Source organism: Flavobacterium aestuarii (assembly GCF_040049115.1).
Lineage (GTDB): Bacteria > Bacteroidota > Bacteroidia > Flavobacteriales > Flavobacteriaceae > Flavobacterium > Flavobacterium aestuarii.
Genome location: NZ_JBDLZZ010000015.1, coordinates 25,666 through 43,789 on the forward strand (window position 1 = coordinate 25,666; position 18,124 = coordinate 43,789).

The 18,124-nt window shown below is 34.6% G+C and carries 19 protein-coding genes and 1 pseudogene; 9 read left to right on the plus strand and 11 right to left on the minus strand.

Annotated features, from left to right (window positions below):
• Window positions 1-58: 58 nt before the first annotated feature.
• The 9 genes and pseudogenes from ABEG11_RS14805 (at window position 59) to ABEG11_RS14840 (ending at window position 7,585) form a co-directional block, all read left to right on the plus strand.
• Entirely contained in the window at window positions 59-946 is an 888-nt protein-coding gene (locus tag ABEG11_RS14805; protein WP_348824947.1) for a LysR family transcriptional regulator, read from the plus strand.
• Window positions 947-1,000: 54 nt separating this feature from the next.
• On the plus strand, window positions 1,001-1,471 hold the full coding sequence (locus ABEG11_RS14810; protein WP_348824948.1) for a methylated-DNA--[protein]-cysteine S-methyltransferase: 471 nt from the start codon (window positions 1,001-1,003) through the stop codon (window positions 1,469-1,471).
• A gap of 139 nt (window positions 1,472-1,610) precedes the next feature.
• The gene (locus tag ABEG11_RS14815) at window positions 1,611-2,324 is read left to right on the plus strand and encodes a 3'-5' exonuclease (protein ID WP_348824949.1); all 714 of its coding nucleotides are present in this window, start codon (window positions 1,611-1,613) and stop codon (window positions 2,322-2,324) included.
• Between the two features lie 11 nt (window positions 2,325-2,335).
• Window positions 2,336-3,406, plus strand: a complete 1,071-nt coding sequence (locus ABEG11_RS14820) for a winged helix DNA-binding domain-containing protein (RefSeq protein ID WP_348824950.1) — start codon at window positions 2,336-2,338, stop codon at window positions 3,404-3,406.
• A 240-nt stretch (window positions 3,407-3,646) separates the two neighbouring features.
• On the plus strand, window positions 3,647-5,086 hold the full coding sequence (locus ABEG11_RS14825; protein WP_348824951.1) for a nucleoside recognition domain-containing protein: 1,440 nt from the start codon (window positions 3,647-3,649) through the stop codon (window positions 5,084-5,086).
• A gap of 264 nt (window positions 5,087-5,350) precedes the next feature.
• Entirely contained in the window at window positions 5,351-5,827 is a 477-nt protein-coding gene (locus ABEG11_RS14830; RefSeq protein ID WP_348824952.1) for an FKBP-type peptidyl-prolyl cis-trans isomerase, read from the plus strand.
• A gap of 122 nt (window positions 5,828-5,949) precedes the next feature.
• Window positions 5,950-6,381, plus strand: a pseudogene (locus tag ABEG11_RS19110) (FKBP-type peptidyl-prolyl cis-trans isomerase); the annotation flags it as partial.
• Complete coding sequence (locus ABEG11_RS19115) at window positions 6,370-6,783, plus strand: FKBP-type peptidyl-prolyl cis-trans isomerase (RefSeq protein WP_435302848.1); 414 nt, start codon at window positions 6,370-6,372, stop codon at window positions 6,781-6,783. The pseudogene ABEG11_RS19110 and the gene ABEG11_RS19115, both read left to right, overlap by 12 nt.
• 7 nt (window positions 6,784-6,790) lie before the next feature.
• A complete protein-coding gene (locus ABEG11_RS14840) occupies window positions 6,791-7,585 on the plus strand; it encodes a polysaccharide deacetylase family protein (protein WP_348824954.1) in 795 nt (264 codons plus the stop codon).
• A 480-nt stretch (window positions 7,586-8,065) separates the two neighbouring features.
• On the opposite strand, the gene ABEG11_RS14845 is transcribed toward ABEG11_RS14840, so the two are convergent.
• From ABEG11_RS14845 to ABEG11_RS14895, 11 genes are all read right to left on the minus strand, one after another.
• Window positions 8,066-8,482 carry a DoxX family protein gene (locus ABEG11_RS14845; RefSeq protein ID WP_348824955.1) on the minus strand — a complete coding sequence of 139 codons (417 nt, stop codon included), beginning with the start codon at window positions 8,480-8,482 and terminating at the stop codon, window positions 8,066-8,068.
• Window positions 8,483-8,571: 89 nt separating this feature from the next.
• Complete coding sequence (locus ABEG11_RS14850; protein WP_348824956.1) at window positions 8,572-8,994, minus strand: GNAT family N-acetyltransferase; 423 nt, start codon at window positions 8,992-8,994, stop codon at window positions 8,572-8,574.
• 4 nt (window positions 8,995-8,998) lie between these two features.
• The gene (locus ABEG11_RS14855) at window positions 8,999-9,439 is read right to left on the minus strand and encodes a carboxymuconolactone decarboxylase family protein (protein ID WP_348824957.1); all 441 of its coding nucleotides are present in this window, start codon (window positions 9,437-9,439) and stop codon (window positions 8,999-9,001) included.
• Window positions 9,440-9,524: 85 nt separating this feature from the next.
• Window positions 9,525-10,334: a helix-turn-helix domain-containing protein gene (locus tag ABEG11_RS14860; protein ID WP_348824958.1), complete on the minus strand. Its 810-nt coding sequence runs from the start codon at window positions 10,332-10,334 to the stop codon at window positions 9,525-9,527.
• A 184-nt stretch (window positions 10,335-10,518) separates the two neighbouring features.
• A complete protein-coding gene (locus tag ABEG11_RS14865; protein ID WP_348824959.1) occupies window positions 10,519-10,980 on the minus strand; it encodes a hypothetical protein in 462 nt (153 codons plus the stop codon).
• Between the two features lie 183 nt (window positions 10,981-11,163).
• Window positions 11,164-11,610, minus strand: a complete 447-nt coding sequence (locus ABEG11_RS14870) for a GNAT family N-acetyltransferase (protein ID WP_348824960.1) — start codon at window positions 11,608-11,610, stop codon at window positions 11,164-11,166.
• Window positions 11,611-11,824: 214 nt separating this feature from the next.
• Window positions 11,825-12,724: a DUF4837 family protein gene (locus ABEG11_RS14875; RefSeq protein ID WP_348824961.1), complete on the minus strand. Its 900-nt coding sequence runs from the start codon at window positions 12,722-12,724 to the stop codon at window positions 11,825-11,827.
• Window positions 12,725-12,852: 128 nt separating this feature from the next.
• On the minus strand, window positions 12,853-13,509 hold the full coding sequence (locus tag ABEG11_RS14880) for a 3-keto-disaccharide hydrolase (protein ID WP_348824962.1): 657 nt from the start codon (window positions 13,507-13,509) through the stop codon (window positions 12,853-12,855).
• Between the two features lie 24 nt (window positions 13,510-13,533).
• Window positions 13,534-15,573 carry a LysM peptidoglycan-binding domain-containing protein gene (locus tag ABEG11_RS14885; RefSeq protein WP_348824963.1) on the minus strand — a complete coding sequence of 680 codons (2,040 nt, stop codon included), beginning with the start codon at window positions 15,571-15,573 and terminating at the stop codon, window positions 13,534-13,536.
• 380 nt (window positions 15,574-15,953) lie between these two features.
• Complete coding sequence (locus ABEG11_RS14890; RefSeq protein WP_348824964.1) at window positions 15,954-17,141, minus strand: phosphoglycerate kinase; 1,188 nt, start codon at window positions 17,139-17,141, stop codon at window positions 15,954-15,956.
• A gap of 257 nt (window positions 17,142-17,398) precedes the next feature.
• Window positions 17,399-18,016, minus strand: a complete 618-nt coding sequence (locus tag ABEG11_RS14895; RefSeq protein WP_348824965.1) for a hypothetical protein — start codon at window positions 18,014-18,016, stop codon at window positions 17,399-17,401.
• Window positions 18,017-18,124: the final 108 nt, after the last annotated feature.

The following is an 18,124-nucleotide window of genomic DNA, read 5'->3' on the forward strand; positions in this document are numbered from 1 at the left end:
TTTTATATATGACTTAAAAATACTTATTTTGTCAATAATTAATACTTAATAGGTATATATGGAATTGCGTCACATCAAATATTTCCTGAAACTAGCCGAAGAACTCAGTTTTGTCCGAGCTGCCGAAAAATTATTTATTTCACAGCCGCCGTTGAGCCGCCAGATTAAAGAATTGGAAACTGAAATTGGTGCACAGCTTTTTGAGCGTAATAACAAGAGGGTCATTCTCACCGAAGCAGGGAAATTCTATGAAAAAGAAATGCGCGAAGTATTGAAAAACATTGAACGCATCAATATTAAAACCAAAAAAATAAGCGAAAATCAAAGCGGTGAGTTTAGGATTGCCTATGTGAGTTCTACTTTTTCAGGAGATATTTCCAAGCTGCTGCAGTTTTTATCCGAAAAATATCCATTTGTTAATTTCCGGTTATACGAAGTACCAACGGTTAAACAGATTGCTGCTCTGGAAGATGGTAAAATTGACTTGGGAATCATTCGAGCTCCGCTGTATTCATCAAAAATTGATTCTCAATTGTGGTTTAAGGACAGTTTTTCCATTGTATTTAACCGAAATAAATACAGTATTACTACTGAAGAGGAACTTGAAAAGCTGAAAGAGGCGACTTTTGTGTTTTTTAATAAAGATTATGCCCCTTATTTTTATAATGTTTTGTTGCAGATTTGTGCTCAATATGGTTTTGAACCAAAAGTAGTGCATGAATCCAATAATATTTCGTCAATTATCCAATTAGTTAAGAATGGTCTGGGTATTTCGATTGTTCCGACTGCAATTGTCAAAAATTATAATTATCCTGAACTGGAATACGTAGAAATCAAAAAGAGGTTTTTGTTTACTCATATTTTATTGGCTACGCAAAAAGGAAGTCAGTCACTGATAGCACAGACTGCCATTGAGTTTTTGAAAAAGGAGAAACACATTTTATAAAGTCGTCAGGTATTTAAATAAAGTTTGTGTAATTTGCAGTTCAATTTTGCAGTCATGGAAACAGTTTACATCAAAACACCTTTAGGAATCGCTGAGATTATAGGCGATGAAAACGGTATTTCAGTTATTTCAGTTTCGAATGAGGGTGAAATTTCAAATGAGATTCCTGAAATTTTACAAGATGCTGTCTCCCAGCTTACCGATTATTTCGAAGGAAAAAGAACCAGCTTCGATTTTAAGCTGAATCCAAAAGGAACCGGTTTTCAGCAGAAAGTATGGAAAGAATTACTTGAAATACCTTATGGTAAAACTTTAAGCTATATGAATTTATCAAAAAAATTAGGTGATATAAAAGCGATTCGTGCTGTGGCTTCCGCCAATGGAAAAAACCCGCTTTGGATTGTTGTTCCGTGCCACAGGGTAATTGGAACGGATGGTTCACTCACTGGTTATGCTGGCGGATTATGGCGGAAAAAATGGCTTTTGGAACACGAAAATCCAACAACTCAGCAAAGTCTTTTTTAGTAAATTAAACACAAATTTCACGAATTAACACTAATTAATTTTATAGATTTATAAATATTAAAACATTAAGAGTTTGTGTAATTGTTTCGCAGTAATTCATTCGTGTTAATTCGTGAAATTCGTGTTTAAATAAATTAAGATGATCGAAAAAATAAACCTCAACAACATTCTTTTCCTTGACATTGAAACCGTACCAGAAACAGCCGATTACAGCTCATTGGACGATGAAATGAAAAATCTTTGGGAACTTAAAACCCAATACCAGCGAAAAGACGATTTTACTGCCGAAGAATTTTACGATCGTGCCGGAATCTGGGCTGAGTTTGGAAAGATTATCTGTATCTCCGTTGGTTTTTTTGTAGTTAAAGGCGATATTCGGAATTTCAGAGTAACTTCTTTCTTTGGCGATGAGGAGAAACTATTGAAAGATTTCAATAATCTGCTGAATAATCATTTCAACGGACCACAGCATATTTTGTGCGGTCATAATGCCAAAGAATTTGATATTCCGTTCTTAGCACGCCGAATGATCATCAATCAGATTCCCATTCCCGACAAGTTGAATTTATTTGGTAAAAAACCTTGGGAGATTCCGCATTTAGATACTTTGGAATTGTGGAAATTTGGAGATTACAAACATTTTACGTCTTTAAAATTAATGTGTAAAGTGCTCGGAATTCCTTCTCCCAAAGGTGATATCGACGGCAGTCAGGTTGGGCATGTTTTTTATGTTGAAAACGACATTGACCGAATAGTCACTTACTGCGAAAAGGATACAATTGCTGTCGCACAGATCTTTTTGAGACTGAGACGCGAAGATTTACTAATTGAAGATGAGATTATTCACGTGTAATTTTGTTTCAAATGACTCATCACGAAATTGCAAATCATAGGCTTGCTTCGCAGAATCTTTTAGAGACGAACAATAAGTCACCTCAGGAAATTGTAAGTCATTTGGGCGCCGTACAGGCTCAGGATTATGCTATGGCAAAATGGGCTGTCGGTTCACGAGGCAGTGCGACTGAAAAAGAAGTTGAAGAAGCAGTTAATTCCGGCAAAATTATACGGACACACATTCTTCGCCCGACGTGGCATTTTGTTTCTGCTGATGATATTTACTGGATGCTGGATATTTCAGGACCAGTGGTTAAACGTCTTTTTGCTTCAATGGCCAGACAGCACGGTTATGATGATAAGAAACTGGATCAGGTTAATTCGGCTATTGAAAAACTTTTGGCTGGAAATAATCATCTAACTCGGGATGAAATCATGCTGGAGCTTAACATTCATAAGGCTTCGGGTGACTTATCTCCTGTTATTATTATGATGAATGCAGAATTGGATGGTTTGGTTTGTAACGGCAGGATGAAAGGCAAAAAAATCACCTATGCACTGCTTGGAGAACGGGTTCCAAAACCCAAATCAGCTTTGACCAAAGAAGAGGCGTTAGCCAAATTAGCAAAGCGGTATTTTGAAAGCCATGGGCCGGCAACTCTGCCTGATTTTTCGTGGTGGTCAGGCTTTTCGCAGACTTCGGCTAAATTGGCGATTAATTCAATCGAATCAGAACTGAATTCGATAGAAATAAATAATCAGAAATATTGGTTTGGAACGAATATTCCGAATGTGGGTGACTTTCGCGAAAGCGTACATTTTTTGCCCGCTTTTGATGAGATTTTGATTTCGTATAAAAATCGGGAAGCTTCCATACTATTAGAACATCAGTCAAAAGCATTTACTAACAATGGCATTTTTAAACCTATTATTCTCGAAAATGGGAAAGTCATTGGAGACTGGAAAAGAACCATCAAAAAAGACCATGTAAAAATTGAAACACGTTTTTTTTCTGCTGTTGATGAAAGTAAAAAAAGAATTCTTTTTGAAGCGATTAAACCTTTTGAAGATTATCTGGAAACAAAAATCAGCATTGAGTGACGTTTTATTTTTTATAATAATTTTTAAACTTATTTCTAAAATTTACTTATAAGTTATTTAATTACAATCATTTGTGTAAAATATAATATTTTGACTGAATAGTCAGTCTTGCAAATATATGTATTAAATGTCTTCTTTACAAATGGAAAGGATCTGTGATTAGCGCAAATAGCAATTTTCGGTAATATGAACGATATTGCAATTACAATTGATTTATTACATTTACAAAAAATATAAATTATGGTATTGAGCAGATTCTGGTTAGTTATTTTTATTTCATCGATTGTCTTTATTGTTGTCAGTCTGTTTACTGCCAATACGTATACCATAGATTATGTTTTGAACGGAAAAAAAGACGATCCTGTTCTTATTTCTGAAAAATATATTGAACAGGTTCCTGCTTTTATCAAAGACAGCATCAAGAAAGCGGAGGATCAGACGATGATTATCAACCGTGATACGCTTAATGCGGACACTACTTATGTTTATAAAAACAAAACCGTAAAAATCTTCAGCGGTGTTCAAAAATCAGACGGTTTACTGCCAACGTGTAAGAGTACTTTACTTGATCTGATTCTGCCGCTTATTGCATATCTGGCCTTCTTCTGCGGACTGATGGAGCTTTTAATTATTTCCGGTGCTTCGGGAAAACTGGCAAAATTATTGAGTCCGGTGTTTGTAAAAGTGTTTCCGAGTATACCAAAAGATCATCCATCTATTTCTTATATGACTTTGAATTTTGCTGCTAATTTTCTTGGATTGGATTCGGCTGCAACGCCTTTTGGATTAAAAGCGATGGAAAGCCTGCAGGAAATAAATACCGAAAAAGACCGTGCGAGTGATGCCCAGATTATGTTTATGTGCCTGCACGCTTCGGGACTAACGCTGATTGCCACTTCAATCATTGGTTACCGCGCTGCTGCAAATGCAACAAACCCAGCCGATGTGATGCTGCCTTGCATTATCACTTCGTTTATCGGAACGATCGCTGCTTTTCTAATCGTTGGCATCAGACAGAAAATTAATTTCAAAAGTGCTTCTCTGGTTGTCGTACTAATGGGATTAATTGCTGCAATTGTAGGTTTGCTAATGTATGTAAACCACTTGGATTTAATAGGGAAAAACTACTTTACCTCTAATCTTTCGGCTTTAATATTAGTTGGGATTATTGCCTTTACTTTGGTCTTTTCATTTATAAAAGAGAAGAAATTCACAGAAGCTAAAACCACCGTTTTTGAAGCTTTTGTATCGGGAGCGAATAATGGAATCAAAACCGGAGTTACTATTTTTCCTTATGTTTTGGGGATGTTAGTAGCGATTTCGCTGTTTAGAAACAGCGGATTATTTGAAATTATCAGCAACTGGATTGCTTTTACTTTTTCGAATATGGGCGTGAGCAAAGAAATCACCGATGCCCTGCCGGTAGCTTTGCTTAGACCATTCAGTTCTGCCGGTTCAAGAGGATTTTTGATCGATTCTATGAATACTTTTGGTGCAGATTCCATGACGGGAAGGTTAAGCAGTATTTTTCAGTGCAGTGCCGAAAGTACTTTTTATGTGATTGCTGTTTATTTTGGATCTGTGAATATCAAAAATACCCGTTACGCTCTAGGAACGATGCTTCTGGTTGATGTGATTTGTGTGATTACGGCAATTTTTGTCGCTAGCTGGTTTTTTTAAATCTTGGAAGTGAAAAATGCAATTTTATAAACAGATAAAGACTTCATAATTATTTATAAAATTTGTTTTTTTCTTTAGAATCGAAAGAAGATTAGGAGTTTTAATATATTTTTCATTCTTTTGAAAAATATACAATAATTTACAAATCATTAAATATTAAAAAAATGTCAAAGTACACAAAATACATCGCCATCGGCTTACTTATCTTATTTTTAGTTACTAGTTTATTAGCTTAATTTTTTTCAAAAACCCATACATTCTACTATGAAATATTCGATTTTAGCTCTCGCAGCTGTTCTTTTTATGTCTTGTAATGATAAGAAAAAAGAAGAAACTATAACACCAGAAACTACCACTAATGCTGTTTCTAACAATGAAGCAGAAATTAAAAAATATATTGCAGACAATCATTTAAATGCAAAACGTTCTGAATCGGGTTTGTATTATGTAATTGAAGAAGAAGGAACAGGAAAACAGCCAACAGCCGACTCTGAAGTTACAGTGGCTTACAAAGGATATTTTACTAATAAACAAGTTTTCGATCAAAGTGATGAAAAAGGAATTTCTTTCCCTCTACGAAATGTAGTTCCAGGCTGGACCGAAGGAATTCAGTATTTCAAGGAAGGCGGTAAAGGAATTCTATTGATTCCTTCCGATTTAGGATACGGCCCAGAGGCACAAGGTCCAATTCCAGGAGGATCAGTACTGATTTTTGATATTAAACTGAACTCGGTTAACTAATACTGAAAAAAACACACAAGCTGCAGAAACTATGAAACTGTAGCTTTTTTTAGTTTTAAATCTCTGCTCAATTTGAAACTATTTTAAATAAAATCACTAATAATAAAATTTAAAATCTAGATATGAAATATTCATTATTTGCCATTTTAGCGGTTTTCTTCTTGTCCTGCAACAATGATCCCGAAGAAAAAAAAGATTATAGTGCTCAGAATGAAGCTGAAATACAAGCTTATGTTGCAGAAAATCATTTAGATGCAAAAAGAACAAGTTCTGGCTTATATTATGTAATAAATGAAGCAGGCACAGGAAAACAGCCCACAGCGGCTTCAAATGTGACAGTGTCCTACAAAGGTTATTATACCAACAAAAAAGCTTTAGATCAAAGTACTGATGCTGGAGTTACTTTTAATTTGCAACAAGTTATAAAAGGCTGGCTTGAGGGAATTCCTTTCTTTAAGGAAGGAGGCAGCGGTATACTGCTGATTCCAGCTCATTTGGCGTATGGCAGTGATGATTATAAAGGTGCTCCGGCTGGTTCTGTATTGATTTTTGAAATTAAACTGCTTGCCGTTGAATTCAGCGCTACTAATGATGCAGAAATTGTAAAATACATTGCTGATAATAACCTGAATGCTGTAAAAACAGCTTCTGGACTGTATTATGTAATTGATGAGCCAGGAACAGGCAAACAGCCAACAGGAACTTCAAATGTAACTGTAGCTTACAAAGGCTATTTTACAAATAAAACTGTTTTTGATCAAAGCAAAGATGCCGGCATTTCGTTAAGTTTACAACAGGTAATAAAAGGCTGGACTGAAGGAATTCCCTATTTTAAGGAAGGCGGAAGCGGTAAACTTTTAATTCCTTCGTCTTTAGGATATGGAAGTTATAAATACAATACAATCCCGGGCGGATCTGTTTTGATTTTTGACGTTAAGCTAATTTCAGTTAATTAATAAATCCATGAAAACACAGCGCATTATTATCTTATTGTTTTTGATATTAGGGCAGCAGGTACAGTCGCAGCAGACAGAATTATGGAATAATAAAAAGTGTGCCGTTGTACTCACTTATGATGATGCGCTCAATGTAAATCTTGATATAGTGATTCCGGCTCTAGATTCATTGGGTCTTAAAGGGACATTTTACTTGATAGGGGAATCACCAGCGGTGAGTAAAAGAATACCAGAGTGGAGAACAGCAGCAAAGAAAGGTCATGAACTGGGCAATCATTCCTTAATGCATCCCTGTGATGCTACATTTCCAGGGAGATCTTGGGTTGGACCTGATAAAGCTCTGGATAAGTACACAGTATCAAGAGCTGTAAACGAAATCAGGGTAACCAACACTCTTTTGCAGGCTATTGATGGTAAAACAGAACGTACTTTTGCCTTTCCATGCGGAGATACTAAAATAGGTTCGGTAAATTTTTATGATGATTTAAAAAATGATTTTGTTGCAGCACGAGGGGTGCAGCAAAATTTCCAGCATATTAAAGAGGTTGATTTAAATGATATTAATTGTTTTTATATTGACGGTCATTCAGGCGAATACATGATTGATCTGGTTAAAAAAGCAATTGAATCTCATACTTTGCTGGTGTTTTTATTTCATGGTGTTGGCGGGGAACATGCTATTAATGTTTCGGCTAAAGCTCATAAAGAATTACTGCAGTTTATGAAGTTGCATGAAAAGGAAATCTGGAATGCTCCTATGGTTGATGTTGCCAAATTTATCAAGAAAAACCAAAAGTCATAATTTCGATTAATTACTTTTAGTACTTATAATTATAAAGCTTTGCATTATGTAAAGCTTTTGTTTTTTAATTCAAATATCATCTGAAGTGTAAATAACCTGAACTTGATTATTAATTGGCATTAAAACATTTTGTTCTAATGGAGCTATAGAAACCTTAAATGATTATTGATTTCTATAAACATTTTGCCACTCTGAGGATTGCCTCAGTTTGCCTTTGACAATATTCAAGCTCCGCAGGAGTATAATATTTTATAGAAAACAATGGTTGTGTTATCTAAGCTCCATAGGAGCAAAATATATTATTAATCGGGTTCAGTTAATAGCAAAAAATCCAAATCTTTCCTGCTAGCTATGAATGCGATGAAACTTTTGTGGACTGGGTTCAATCCACAAGATTATTTCGTCAGTCTGCTGTCGCTCTTGTGAAACGGGAACAGGTTCTATTTATCCAAAAACATCCATTTTTCTGCTCCTAAAAAATTATGCAATGTTATTTTCGGAGTTATTTTTTATAAGAACACTTAACGCAAATGCTCCCGCCGAAGCCGTGAAAACGGAATAATCCAGCGAGGCTTTGCAATTTATGGCGAATGCCATGGATAAGGCAAATCCGAGCAATAAAAAGCCACTGCATTTCGCTATTAGCTGGCTTTTGAAAGTCGTTAACAACGCAATTGCAAAAGCGATTTCCAGAAAAGTTGCTATTCCGCCAATTATGGAAGCTAGATTGTACGTCAAAAAAGGTAATAGCGCATTGGTATATTTTGCAAAAGCTTCCCAATTGCCCCAAGCTGATAATTCCTTATTCCAGAAGCCAAAACGGTCTGCGACTGCCGATAAAAATCCGATACTTAACGAAATTCTCAAAAACCATTCGATTGTTTTTTCTTGTTTCATATATGTAAAATTTATTTGTTAAAGGTCATATATGGTATCGCTTTAAAGATTGGTGTTTGTCTTCAACAAACAGGTTTTTAATGGCGATTTCATAGCTGTTTATTAAAGTGAAAAGCATTGATGGTAAAATTTTCCTTGAAATAAAATTTGTGTGCCACTGTTCTCACGTGTCCGCTGTCCAATTGTACCGATTCGCATTTTTGCTCTCTGGCGATATCATAAATATGGTCCAGCAGGGCAGATGCATATCCTTTGCCTCTGCTATTTTCGACAGTTGAAAGATCGTCTATGTACAGCATTTTACCGCAATAGAGCATCGTCCAAAAGCGGTAGCCCACTACGGCCACGGTTTTGTCATTATCGACAAGGTAAAGAAGTGTGTATCCTTCCTTTTGCATTTCGCTGATTTGCTGGACAAACTCGCTTTCTTTCAGCATAGGGCGTAAAATAGACATAGCCTCCCAGCAGGAAGCTATATCTTGGTCTGTAATTGCAGTCTTGATTTCGATCATTTTATTATTCCGGAATTAATAATGTGGCTCTGCCTATTCGGTTCCAAGCGTTAATACAGGCAATAGCCATAATTGCATGTGAAACTTTTTCTTCGCCCAAAACCTCAATTGCCTTATCGAAAGTTTCGTTTGAAACTCCGTTATGTGAAATCAAGGTAGTTTCATCGGTCAAGGCTAGAACGGCTCTTTCTTCTTTAGTGAAATAAGGCGAATCTGCCCAAGCATTCAAGGCCAGCAATCGTTTGGAACTTTCGCCACCCGCCAGCGCATCATTGCTGTGTGACTGTATACATAACGCACAGCCATTGATTAGTGAAGCTCGTACTTTGATTAGATGATATAATGTTTTTGGCAAATTCGTTTCGCTCACGTATTTGTCCAGCTGAATAAGGGATTTGTAAGCACTTGGCGTCACCGTGTTGATGTCAATTCTTTGTGTTTGCATTTTTCTTTTGTTTAAATTACAATACAAAACTATGAGGATGGCTTTCGCCAAAAAATGGACAAAACTTTAAAAATGGTGGACTTTGCTATTCGGTCAAAAGGGAACGCAAATGGTCTTTAGCACGAGTGTCTGTTTGTTTTTTGAAAAACCTCGAAAAATAATGACTGTCATCAAAACCTAATTTGTAAGCGACTTGTTTTACGTTCAGGTTTTCGTAGTTGAATAATCGCTTGGCTTCCAGAATAATCAAGTCATTGATGAGCTGTTGCGTAGTTTCGTTGGTGTTTTTCTTGGTAAGTTCATTCAGCTTTTGCTCGGAAATCAGTAACAGTTGAGCATATTCTTTGACGGTGAGGCGTTTTTCGAAGTTGTCTCTTATCAAGTTTAAAAACTGCAAAAATAAGGCATCGGGTTTGTAAAGCGGTCTTTGCTGTTGCGCTATTTTGCATCTGCTTACTTCGATAATCAATAATTTCAGGATAGAATGCAGGCTGGTTTCGTATTCAAAGGGTTTGTTTTCCAATTCACCTTTCAATGAATCGTAATAATCCGAAATCCTGCTTAAACTGTTTTCATTCGGAATCCGAATGAGTTCGTTTAATCCGAAATGACAGTACAAACCGTTGTGGTAAATGAGTTCAACGGATTTTTCATCCTTGCAGAAGAAGTCATACGTAAACTCCAAAATACTGCCTACACAATTATTGATTTCTATAAACTGATAATATTGTTTGGGCGTAATGGTCAAAAAATGACCGCCAGTAATTTCATAAAGCTGATTGTCGATGTCAATCTTTATTTCCCCCGACTTACAAAAAATCAATACAAATTTGTACTGCCTCTCGGGCAAGGTCATTAGTATTGTATCGTCAATTGGTATTAAGTCGAAAGTCATCGTTGTGAGATAAAATTAAAATTGTTTTATTGGTCTCAGATTTAGGTTAAAAAGTTCCCTTGCTACAAGAGGTTTGGGATTAAAAATGCATAATCTTTCGGATTTGCCTATACTTCCCAAGTACAAGACCATTTTCAAATTAAACCAAATGCCCATCTCTTGCAGCAAGTGTTGTCGGTAGTTTTTATTTAGCAACCTTGATTTCATTTAAAAACGTTTTCCATTTCTCTTTTTCAATTATAAAGGAATATTGGAAACCACTTTCAAAAATGCGTATTTTATTTTTGAATTCTAATGTGTCAGCAAAAAATGAGTCTATTTTTTTTGAGTCTTTATAGAAATCAATACAATAATTAGTTTCTGGACAGCAACAATAATCTGTATAATTTGAATTCTCAAATAATTCTTCAAACCTTTTAATTCCTTCTAATTTTTCAGTTTTATAAATCTCTTTATTTTCGAAGCAAGAGTCATTTCTGTTTATTTCAGTTTGATTAAGCTTTTTTGGTCTAATTATTATTTTATTTGAGTTCGAAATTGTAGAATTAAACGAATAACTATTAGCAACTTTATAAAAACTATTTTCAATCTTACCATTGCAACTTTGCAAAAGCATTACAATAAATATCAAAACTATTTTTTTCATTTTCTAAATGCTAATGTTCTGTTATACTCCTGAAGCAAAATTACCGCCAACTATGTACTATAGTATATTTACTTTTAATTCTACAACTCTTTTAACCACAAATTTTCACACACGAGCGAAGCGAATTGACGAAGTAAATTGATTAGTGCTAATTAATAATCTGTGATTAATAAATCTGCAACCTTAATTCTTAATCATTTCGATATGCGGAATATCATCTTCGAGATACATTTCACTTGACTGCACAAAACCTTGATTTTCATAGAATTTCTTGAGATACAATTGTGCGCCAATGGTTATTTGGCTTTCGCCAAAGTGTTCCAGTATACCAGCAATTGCATTCTGCATCAAATCGTGTCCCCATTTCCTATCTCTGTAATCCGGATCTACCACCACTCTTCCGATGGATGCGTTATCAAAAGTAATTCCAGCCTTGAAAAGTCTTGCGTGTGCGACAATTTTATCGTCATAAATTCCAAAAAGATGCAGAGCGAGTTTGTCTTTGCCGTCAATATCCAAATAAACGCAATTTTGCTCCACTACAAAGACCCTGCTTCGCAATTGGAGCATATCATATAATTCGGTTACAGTTAATGCCTCAAAAGGCTTTATTTTCCATTTTATGGACATGGAGTGAGATATTTATATTTTTTAAATATTCTTAAGTTGAAAAAATCAACCACAAATTACGCAAATTTTCACAAATTATGGGTTATGGGATTGAAAAGCTATTTTGCAAAGGAACACAAAGGTTTACACTGAGAGGCACAAATTAGTAGATTGGCTAATTTTAACTTTTAAATGCCTTTGGTATTTTCTTTGAGTATCTATGTGAAAGTAAAAATCAATTTATTTTAATGCCTTTAATAATCGATTCCAATTCATGCATGTAATCACGTTGTTTTCTTGAAGGTATGTAACAAAATCCTTCAAGATAAATAATTCTGCTATTTTTTGGATCTACAATAAGGTAATTTACAAAGGCCCCAAACATGAAACTGTCTTTCAATCGCCATGTGCCTTTGGTTTCGTAGGCCGATTTGCCATCAATAGTGATGTTCGACAAATAAAGCGGATACGACTTGTCAATATACTGATTGGAAACAAGTTCCTTGCCTCTTATGTACAAAGCGCCTATGGAATCGTGAATTTTTATAACTTTTTCAAGTACATTATCTTCCGATTTAATGATATTAATGGGCAATTGAGTAATCAGCAAACTTGAACTTCCACTCGGACATTCTTTTAAAAGCCAAACAAAACTCTCATTCTTTAAGGCATACGCATAGTTTTTGGGGATTTTTAAGCTGAGCTTAAATTGTTTTTGAATTGCATTTGAATCGGTTAAGGAATCTTTCAGCAGAAGCTGATGTGCCTTAATCTCTTCTTCTTGAATAATTTTAATAATTTGAGGTGTTTTCCTTTCAATAATATCCAATAAGTCCAAATTACTTTTACCAGTGATATGGATAACAATCTGCGGATTGGCGTATTGATTTTTCTTGATGGTGAAATTATTCTCCATTCCCTGCTTAACAACAATTATCGACCTGCTTTTGGTAACAAAACCCTCCATTACGTTAATTGGATATTGGTTGATATCAAACTGAGGCTCTTCCTTGGACAGGCCTTCAACAGGATTTGCAAATTTATTTCGAATGCTGTCGCCAATAATGCCATTCCAAAGCTGATCATCAATTACTACAGAGATAGAATTGATCTTGCCAGTCGATTTTCTTGGCATATCGTCGTCTTGCTTTTTGCATGAAAAAAACAAAATCGATAAAAAGGAAAGATATAAAAAAAGGTTTTTATTCATTGAATGGACAATTGATCATCAAAAATAAAAAAAGCCTTTTGAAAAATTTGGTTTTATTCCTTGGAAATGTTTTTTAGCTGAATATTTCTGAAATCAATCGGAGAACCTTCATAATTCAGTGAAATTTTACCTTCCCTTGAAGAAGCTTCGGTACATTCGTTTACCAATTTCCCGTTCAGGTATTGGGTAATTTTTCCGTTATAGGAGCGAATTAAAACCTGATTCCATTCCCCGTAAGGATTTTCATTGGCACTAAATTTAGGAGAAGTGACACTTGCCCCTGCTTCGACTAATTTGCCGTTTACCAGCGCAGTTATATTATCCAAGAAAATAAAGTCTCCGGTTGTGTTTTCCTTCATTTGAAATTGAATACCTTTTGGCCAGATATTGTCAGGGGAATCAGTTGGTATATTGTACATCACACCACTATTTTTCTTTGCCTTGCTCTTATTGTATTTTTCTTCGATGTTCCATCTAAATTCCAGACTCAACTCAAAGTTTTTATAGCTTTTATAGGTCATCAAATAACCGATGTTGTCGCCATGCATTCGAATCATTCCATCGGTAAACTCATATACGTCGGAAGATTTAATTCTTTGTTTACTCGTTTTGGTAAAAGCATACCAATCATTTTTTGAAAATTTTTCCTGAACAGCACAAGAATTCAAGAACATAACAAATGCAAAAGCTATGGCAATCTTTTGAAGCATTAAGAGTTGATTATTATAGTGTGCTTATCCTTTTATTTTTAGATCCATGCCAGGTTTTAAATCATCACCGGAAATGTTGTTCCATTTCTTTAAATCAGATACCGTAACGCCAGGATATTTTTTGGAAATACTGAATAAAGAATCCCCTTTTTGCACTAAATAATTAACATCATTATTTTTAGATGTATTTAGATCTCTTTTTTTGAATGAATCTACAGTAGCATTATTGGTATTAATAGCAATTTCATTTTTTGCTACAGTTAAAATGTTTCCAACTGCTAAGTTGTTAGAATGCAGGTTGTTCCAGTTTTTTAAATCAGTAACAGAAGAACCAAATTTTTTGGCAATGTTTCCTAAGTTATCTCCTTTTTGAACTTCATATTTAATATCTGTAAGTTCAGGCACTGCTGGAGCTGTCACTGCAACTGCTTCAGTTGTTTCAGCAGGAATATTGCTTACTTGTAAGGAGGTACCCAATTTTAAGCTTGCAGAAGTCAAATGATTCCATTCTTTAATTTCGGCAACTGTGGTATTATGCTTTTTAGCAATAGTGTTGAGGTTGTCACCTTTTTGAACTACATAAAAAGCAGTGGAGTTTGCTGCTAATGTATCCGTTTTATCAACAGTGTTTTTAGACTCTGTTGTTGCAACACTAGTGTTGTCTTTTACAATAACAGCTTTGGTTTTATCCTGTGCCAATGCTAAAGCTGTGTTAGTGCTGCTATCTTTATCAATAATAATTTTTAATGATTTTCCCGAAGCGACCGCATTTCCTTTAATATAATTCCATTTTTTCAAATCAGAAACGGATACATTGTTGTTCTTGGCTATTTCGCTTAAATTATCACCACGCTTGACTTTGTAATATTTTATTTTAGCAGTGGATGCTAAAGCGGTAGAATCTTTTATGAAAGCTGTTTTTTTATACTGATTGCTTTTTTCTTTTTTGTCCATTTCGTATTGTACGTAAGCATAAATTTTATCTTCATTGGAAGTAAAAACGGCAACTTTGCACGAAGGAAGTGTCAAGTAATGATTTTTTCCAGTATAACTAGGAATAACATTGCGTTTATAAGATGGATTTAGAGCTTCCAATTGCTCAACTGGAATGTCTAATAAGTTGGAAATCTGCGCAAAAGACATTTCTTTTTTAACCATTACTGTATCAGTTGCAAAGTGTCTGACCAAAGCTTTTTTAGGAACTATGCCATGCTCTTTGTGATATTCATAGATGTACATAGTTGCCAAGAAAGCTGGGACATACCCTTGAGTTTCTAAAGGCAGATGCTTTTTGATATCCCAAAAGTTTTGCTGGCCGCCAGAACGCCGAATGGCTTTATTTACATTTCCTGGCCCTGAGTTATAAGATGCCAGAACCAAGTTCCAATCATTAAAAATTGTAAACATATTGGTCATATATTGTGCGGCAGCGGCTGATGCTTTTAGAGGGTCTGAGCGTTCATCAACATAGGAATCGATATTTAAACTGTATTGTTTCCCAGTGTTATACATGAATTGCCACAATCCTGTTGCGCCAACTCGGGACACGGCTTTTGGATTTAATGCCGATTCTACAACAGCTAAATATTTAATTTCTAAAGGAATATTTTGTCTTGCCAGCGCTTCTTCAAAAATGGGGAAATAATATTCGGCAACTGCCATCTGGTTAGCGAAAGCTTTTTTTCTGTTCTTAAGGAAAGATTTAATTAGATTTTCTAAGCCTTGATTGTACTCAATTTTAAAAGGTGATTTAGCATCCATCGAAGCAAGCCTTTCTTTCAGCAGTTCGGTAGGCAGCTCTTTATCAATATCCTTATCCGTATTTACAGTATTAATTTCAGCAGCTAAATCATTATATATATCTAAGGATGTCCCTATCTGATTCATCCATAAACTATCAGTTTTTACAGTACGATCATATTTTACAAAAGAACTTTTAATAGAATCTAAAAAGGTAACTGGCTTTTGAATACTTTCTGCATTTAGAGTTTTTTCAGTATTCTGAGAAAAAGAAAAAGAAGCAAGCATTAAAAAAAACGAAAGTGTGGTATTTTTTATTGTCATAACAGTTATTTAATTTGCTATTATTCAAGTTATTACAAATGATGTTTATGCAAACATAGAATGTATTTTGTGAAATAAATCATAAATGTTGTTAAATATACAAATAAAATCGACATTTAACCTAATTTTTAGATTATTGTGAGGAAAAAACTTCAAAAAATGCATTTTTTTATTTTAAAAGAATTTTTACAATCTTAAAAAAGAAAGCAGAATACGACAAAAACCGATTTTGACATAATTTAAAAAAATAAGCCTTAAAAATTCCTGTATTGTACAAAAAAGAAAACCTTAAGCTGCAAGGGCACAGCTTAAGGTTTTATATTTATAATCATCTGGTTTTTTAAAATTCTAAAAAACGAAAATGAATTACTTGTAGAATTTTAGTCTAAAATAGCAGCAATTCCTGGTAAAGTTCTGCCTTCAAGCATTTCTAGCATAGCACCACCACCAGTAGAAACATAACTCATTTTGTCTTCGAAACCAAATTGTTTTACTGCTGCAACAGAATCTCCTCCGCCTACAAGTGAGAAAGCACCATTTTCAGTAGAAGCGGCAATATAATTTCCTAATGCAATAGTTCCTTTTGCAAATGTTTCCATTTCAAAAACACCCAGAGGACCGTTCCAAAGAATAGTTTTAGACTCTAAAATAACTTTTTCAAAATTAGCTAATGATTTTGGACCTGCATCAAGACCTTGCCATCCATCAGGAATTTCATTTACATCAACAATCTGAGTATCGGCAGTATTCGAAAAATCGTTTGCAGCAACTACATCAACAGGAATATGAATCTGAACTCCTTTTTCTTTCGCTAATTTTAAAATATCAAGTGCCAATTCCTGTTTGTCATCTTCGCAAATGGAATCACCTACTTTTCCGCCTAATGCTTTTACAAAAGTATAAGTCATACCCCCACCAATAATCATATGGTCTACTTTGTCAAGAATATTTTCGATCACAGTGATTTTTGACGAAACTTTAGATCCTCCAAGTACAGCTGTTACTGGTTTTTCGCTGTTTTTTAAAACTTTGTTCAAGCTATCAATTTCTTTGGCTAATAAAGTTCCGAAGCATTTATTTTCTGGAAAAAATTGAGCGATAATTGTTGTCGAAGCGTGTGCTCTGTGGGCAGTACCAAAGGCATCATTTACATAAATATCACCAAGTGATGCTAATTCTTTAGCAAAAGCTACATCTCCAGCCTCTTCTTCGTCATGAAACCGCAAATTTTCTAATAATAATACTTGTCCAGGTTTCAGGTTTTTAGCGGCTTCCTGTGCTTCAGCTCCAACACAATTAGACACGAATTGTACAGGTACTCCCAAAATTTCTGAAGCCGATTTCAGGATATGTTTCAAAGAATATTTGTCTTGTGCTCCTTTTGGTCTCCCTAAGTGTGACATCAAAATTACGCTCCCGCCATTTGATAAAATTTGGTCTATAGTTGGTTTGGCAGCTTCGATACGTGTAGCATCTGTTACATTAAAATTTTCGTCTAAAGGAACATTAAAATCTACTCTTATTATTGCCTTTTTATTATTAAAATCAAAGTTATTCAAAGTCTTCATGGTTCTTTTTTTTAATTGTTTTTTGAAAGAATAACAAAGATATAACTTTTAAATAAGTATTAAATTTCAAAATTCTAAAAAAAATATGAAATTACTAACGAAATCGATGTAAATTCAAAATAAATACAAATATTTAAAAGTGTGTTGCACATATGAATGAACCAATTGGATTTCTGAAATCAATTTATGCCTGAAAGTGTTACAAACAAAAAAGCAGTTCAATCGAACTGCTTTTTTGTTTGAATATTTTTTATCAATTAATGAAAGTTGAAACCAAAAACAGCTCCTAATCCAAACTGATAAGAAACTGCGTAATCCTGTACTGCAACAGGTCCCCAGTATCCCCAGTAAGTATCAGTACCGGCTGCTGCCCAAGTGGATATAAGATTAGCTTGTAAACTGATAGAAACAATGGAAGCAGTTTTGATTTTTACACCACCTTTCAGTTCCCATGCAAAGTTAGTATCACTTCCTCCATAAGGGCCTTCAGTAATTGCCATACCAAGTCCTCCTCCTAAATAAGGAACGGCATTGTTTCCATTGTCAAAGTAATGATTACCTCCAATCAAGATGTAATTGAAAGCTCCGTCACCGTTTTTATCAGGATATCCAACAATACCGTTAGGTACATCAATATCCATAGAGGTGTCAAGTCTTAAATATTTAAGCTCTATTGATGATGATTTTTGAGGAAAAAATTCAAATCCTGCACCATAAGTAAGACCATCGCCAATTTCAAGCTGGCCATAATCAAAATCTACGTTGTTTGCAAACGTGTAACTGCCATAAATGTTACCTACTACAGATCCTCTGTCTTGAGCCATCATACCGGCTGAGAAGAGAAATGCAATTAATAATAATCTCAAATTTTTCATAATTTATCTTGTTTGTTTGTTTGTAACAAATGTAATTAAAAAATTAAAAATATTACAAATTATATGTTAATGAAATGTGTCAATTGTATAATGATTAAGTGGATATGT

Excerpts from the sequence above, each read along its gene's own strand:
- ABEG11_RS14805 (WP_348824947.1), top strand. The coding sequence starts at position 59 with ATGGAATTGCGTCACATCAAATATTTCCTGAAACTAGCCGAAGAACTC.
- ABEG11_RS14810 (WP_348824948.1), top strand. The coding sequence starts at position 1,001 with ATGGAAACAGTTTACATCAAAACACCTTTAGGAATCGCTGAGATTATA.
- ABEG11_RS14815 (WP_348824949.1), top strand. The coding sequence starts at position 1,611 with ATGATCGAAAAAATAAACCTCAACAACATTCTTTTCCTTGACATTGAA.
- ABEG11_RS14820 (WP_348824950.1), top strand. The coding sequence starts at position 2,336 with ATGACTCATCACGAAATTGCAAATCATAGGCTTGCTTCGCAGAATCTT.
- ABEG11_RS14825 (WP_348824951.1), top strand. The coding sequence starts at position 3,647 with ATGGTATTGAGCAGATTCTGGTTAGTTATTTTTATTTCATCGATTGTC.
- ABEG11_RS14830 (WP_348824952.1), top strand. The coding sequence starts at position 5,351 with ATGAAATATTCGATTTTAGCTCTCGCAGCTGTTCTTTTTATGTCTTGT.
- ABEG11_RS14840 (WP_348824954.1), top strand. The coding sequence starts at position 6,791 with ATGAAAACACAGCGCATTATTATCTTATTGTTTTTGATATTAGGGCAG.
- ABEG11_RS14845 (WP_348824955.1), bottom strand. The coding sequence starts at position 8,482 with ATGAAACAAGAAAAAACAATCGAATGGTTTTTGAGAATTTCGTTAAGT.
- ABEG11_RS14850 (WP_348824956.1), bottom strand. The coding sequence starts at position 8,994 with ATGATCGAAATCAAGACTGCAATTACAGACCAAGATATAGCTTCCTGC.
- ABEG11_RS14855 (WP_348824957.1), bottom strand. The coding sequence starts at position 9,439 with ATGCAAACACAAAGAATTGACATCAACACGGTGACGCCAAGTGCTTAC.
- ABEG11_RS14860 (WP_348824958.1), bottom strand. The coding sequence starts at position 10,334 with ATGACTTTCGACTTAATACCAATTGACGATACAATACTAATGACCTTG.
- ABEG11_RS14865 (WP_348824959.1), bottom strand. The coding sequence starts at position 10,980 with ATGAAAAAAATAGTTTTGATATTTATTGTAATGCTTTTGCAAAGTTGC.
- ABEG11_RS14870 (WP_348824960.1), bottom strand. The coding sequence starts at position 11,610 with ATGTCCATAAAATGGAAAATAAAGCCTTTTGAGGCATTAACTGTAACC.
- ABEG11_RS14875 (WP_348824961.1), bottom strand. The coding sequence starts at position 12,724 with ATGCCAAGAAAATCGACTGGCAAGATCAATTCTATCTCTGTAGTAATT.
- ABEG11_RS14880 (WP_348824962.1), bottom strand. The coding sequence starts at position 13,509 with ATGCTTCAAAAGATTGCCATAGCTTTTGCATTTGTTATGTTCTTGAAT.
- ABEG11_RS14885 (WP_348824963.1), bottom strand. The coding sequence starts at position 15,573 with ATGACAATAAAAAATACCACACTTTCGTTTTTTTTAATGCTTGCTTCT.
- ABEG11_RS14890 (WP_348824964.1), bottom strand. The coding sequence starts at position 17,141 with ATGAAGACTTTGAATAACTTTGATTTTAATAATAAAAAGGCAATAATA.
- ABEG11_RS14895 (WP_348824965.1), bottom strand. The coding sequence starts at position 18,016 with ATGAAAAATTTGAGATTATTATTAATTGCATTTCTCTTCTCAGCCGGT.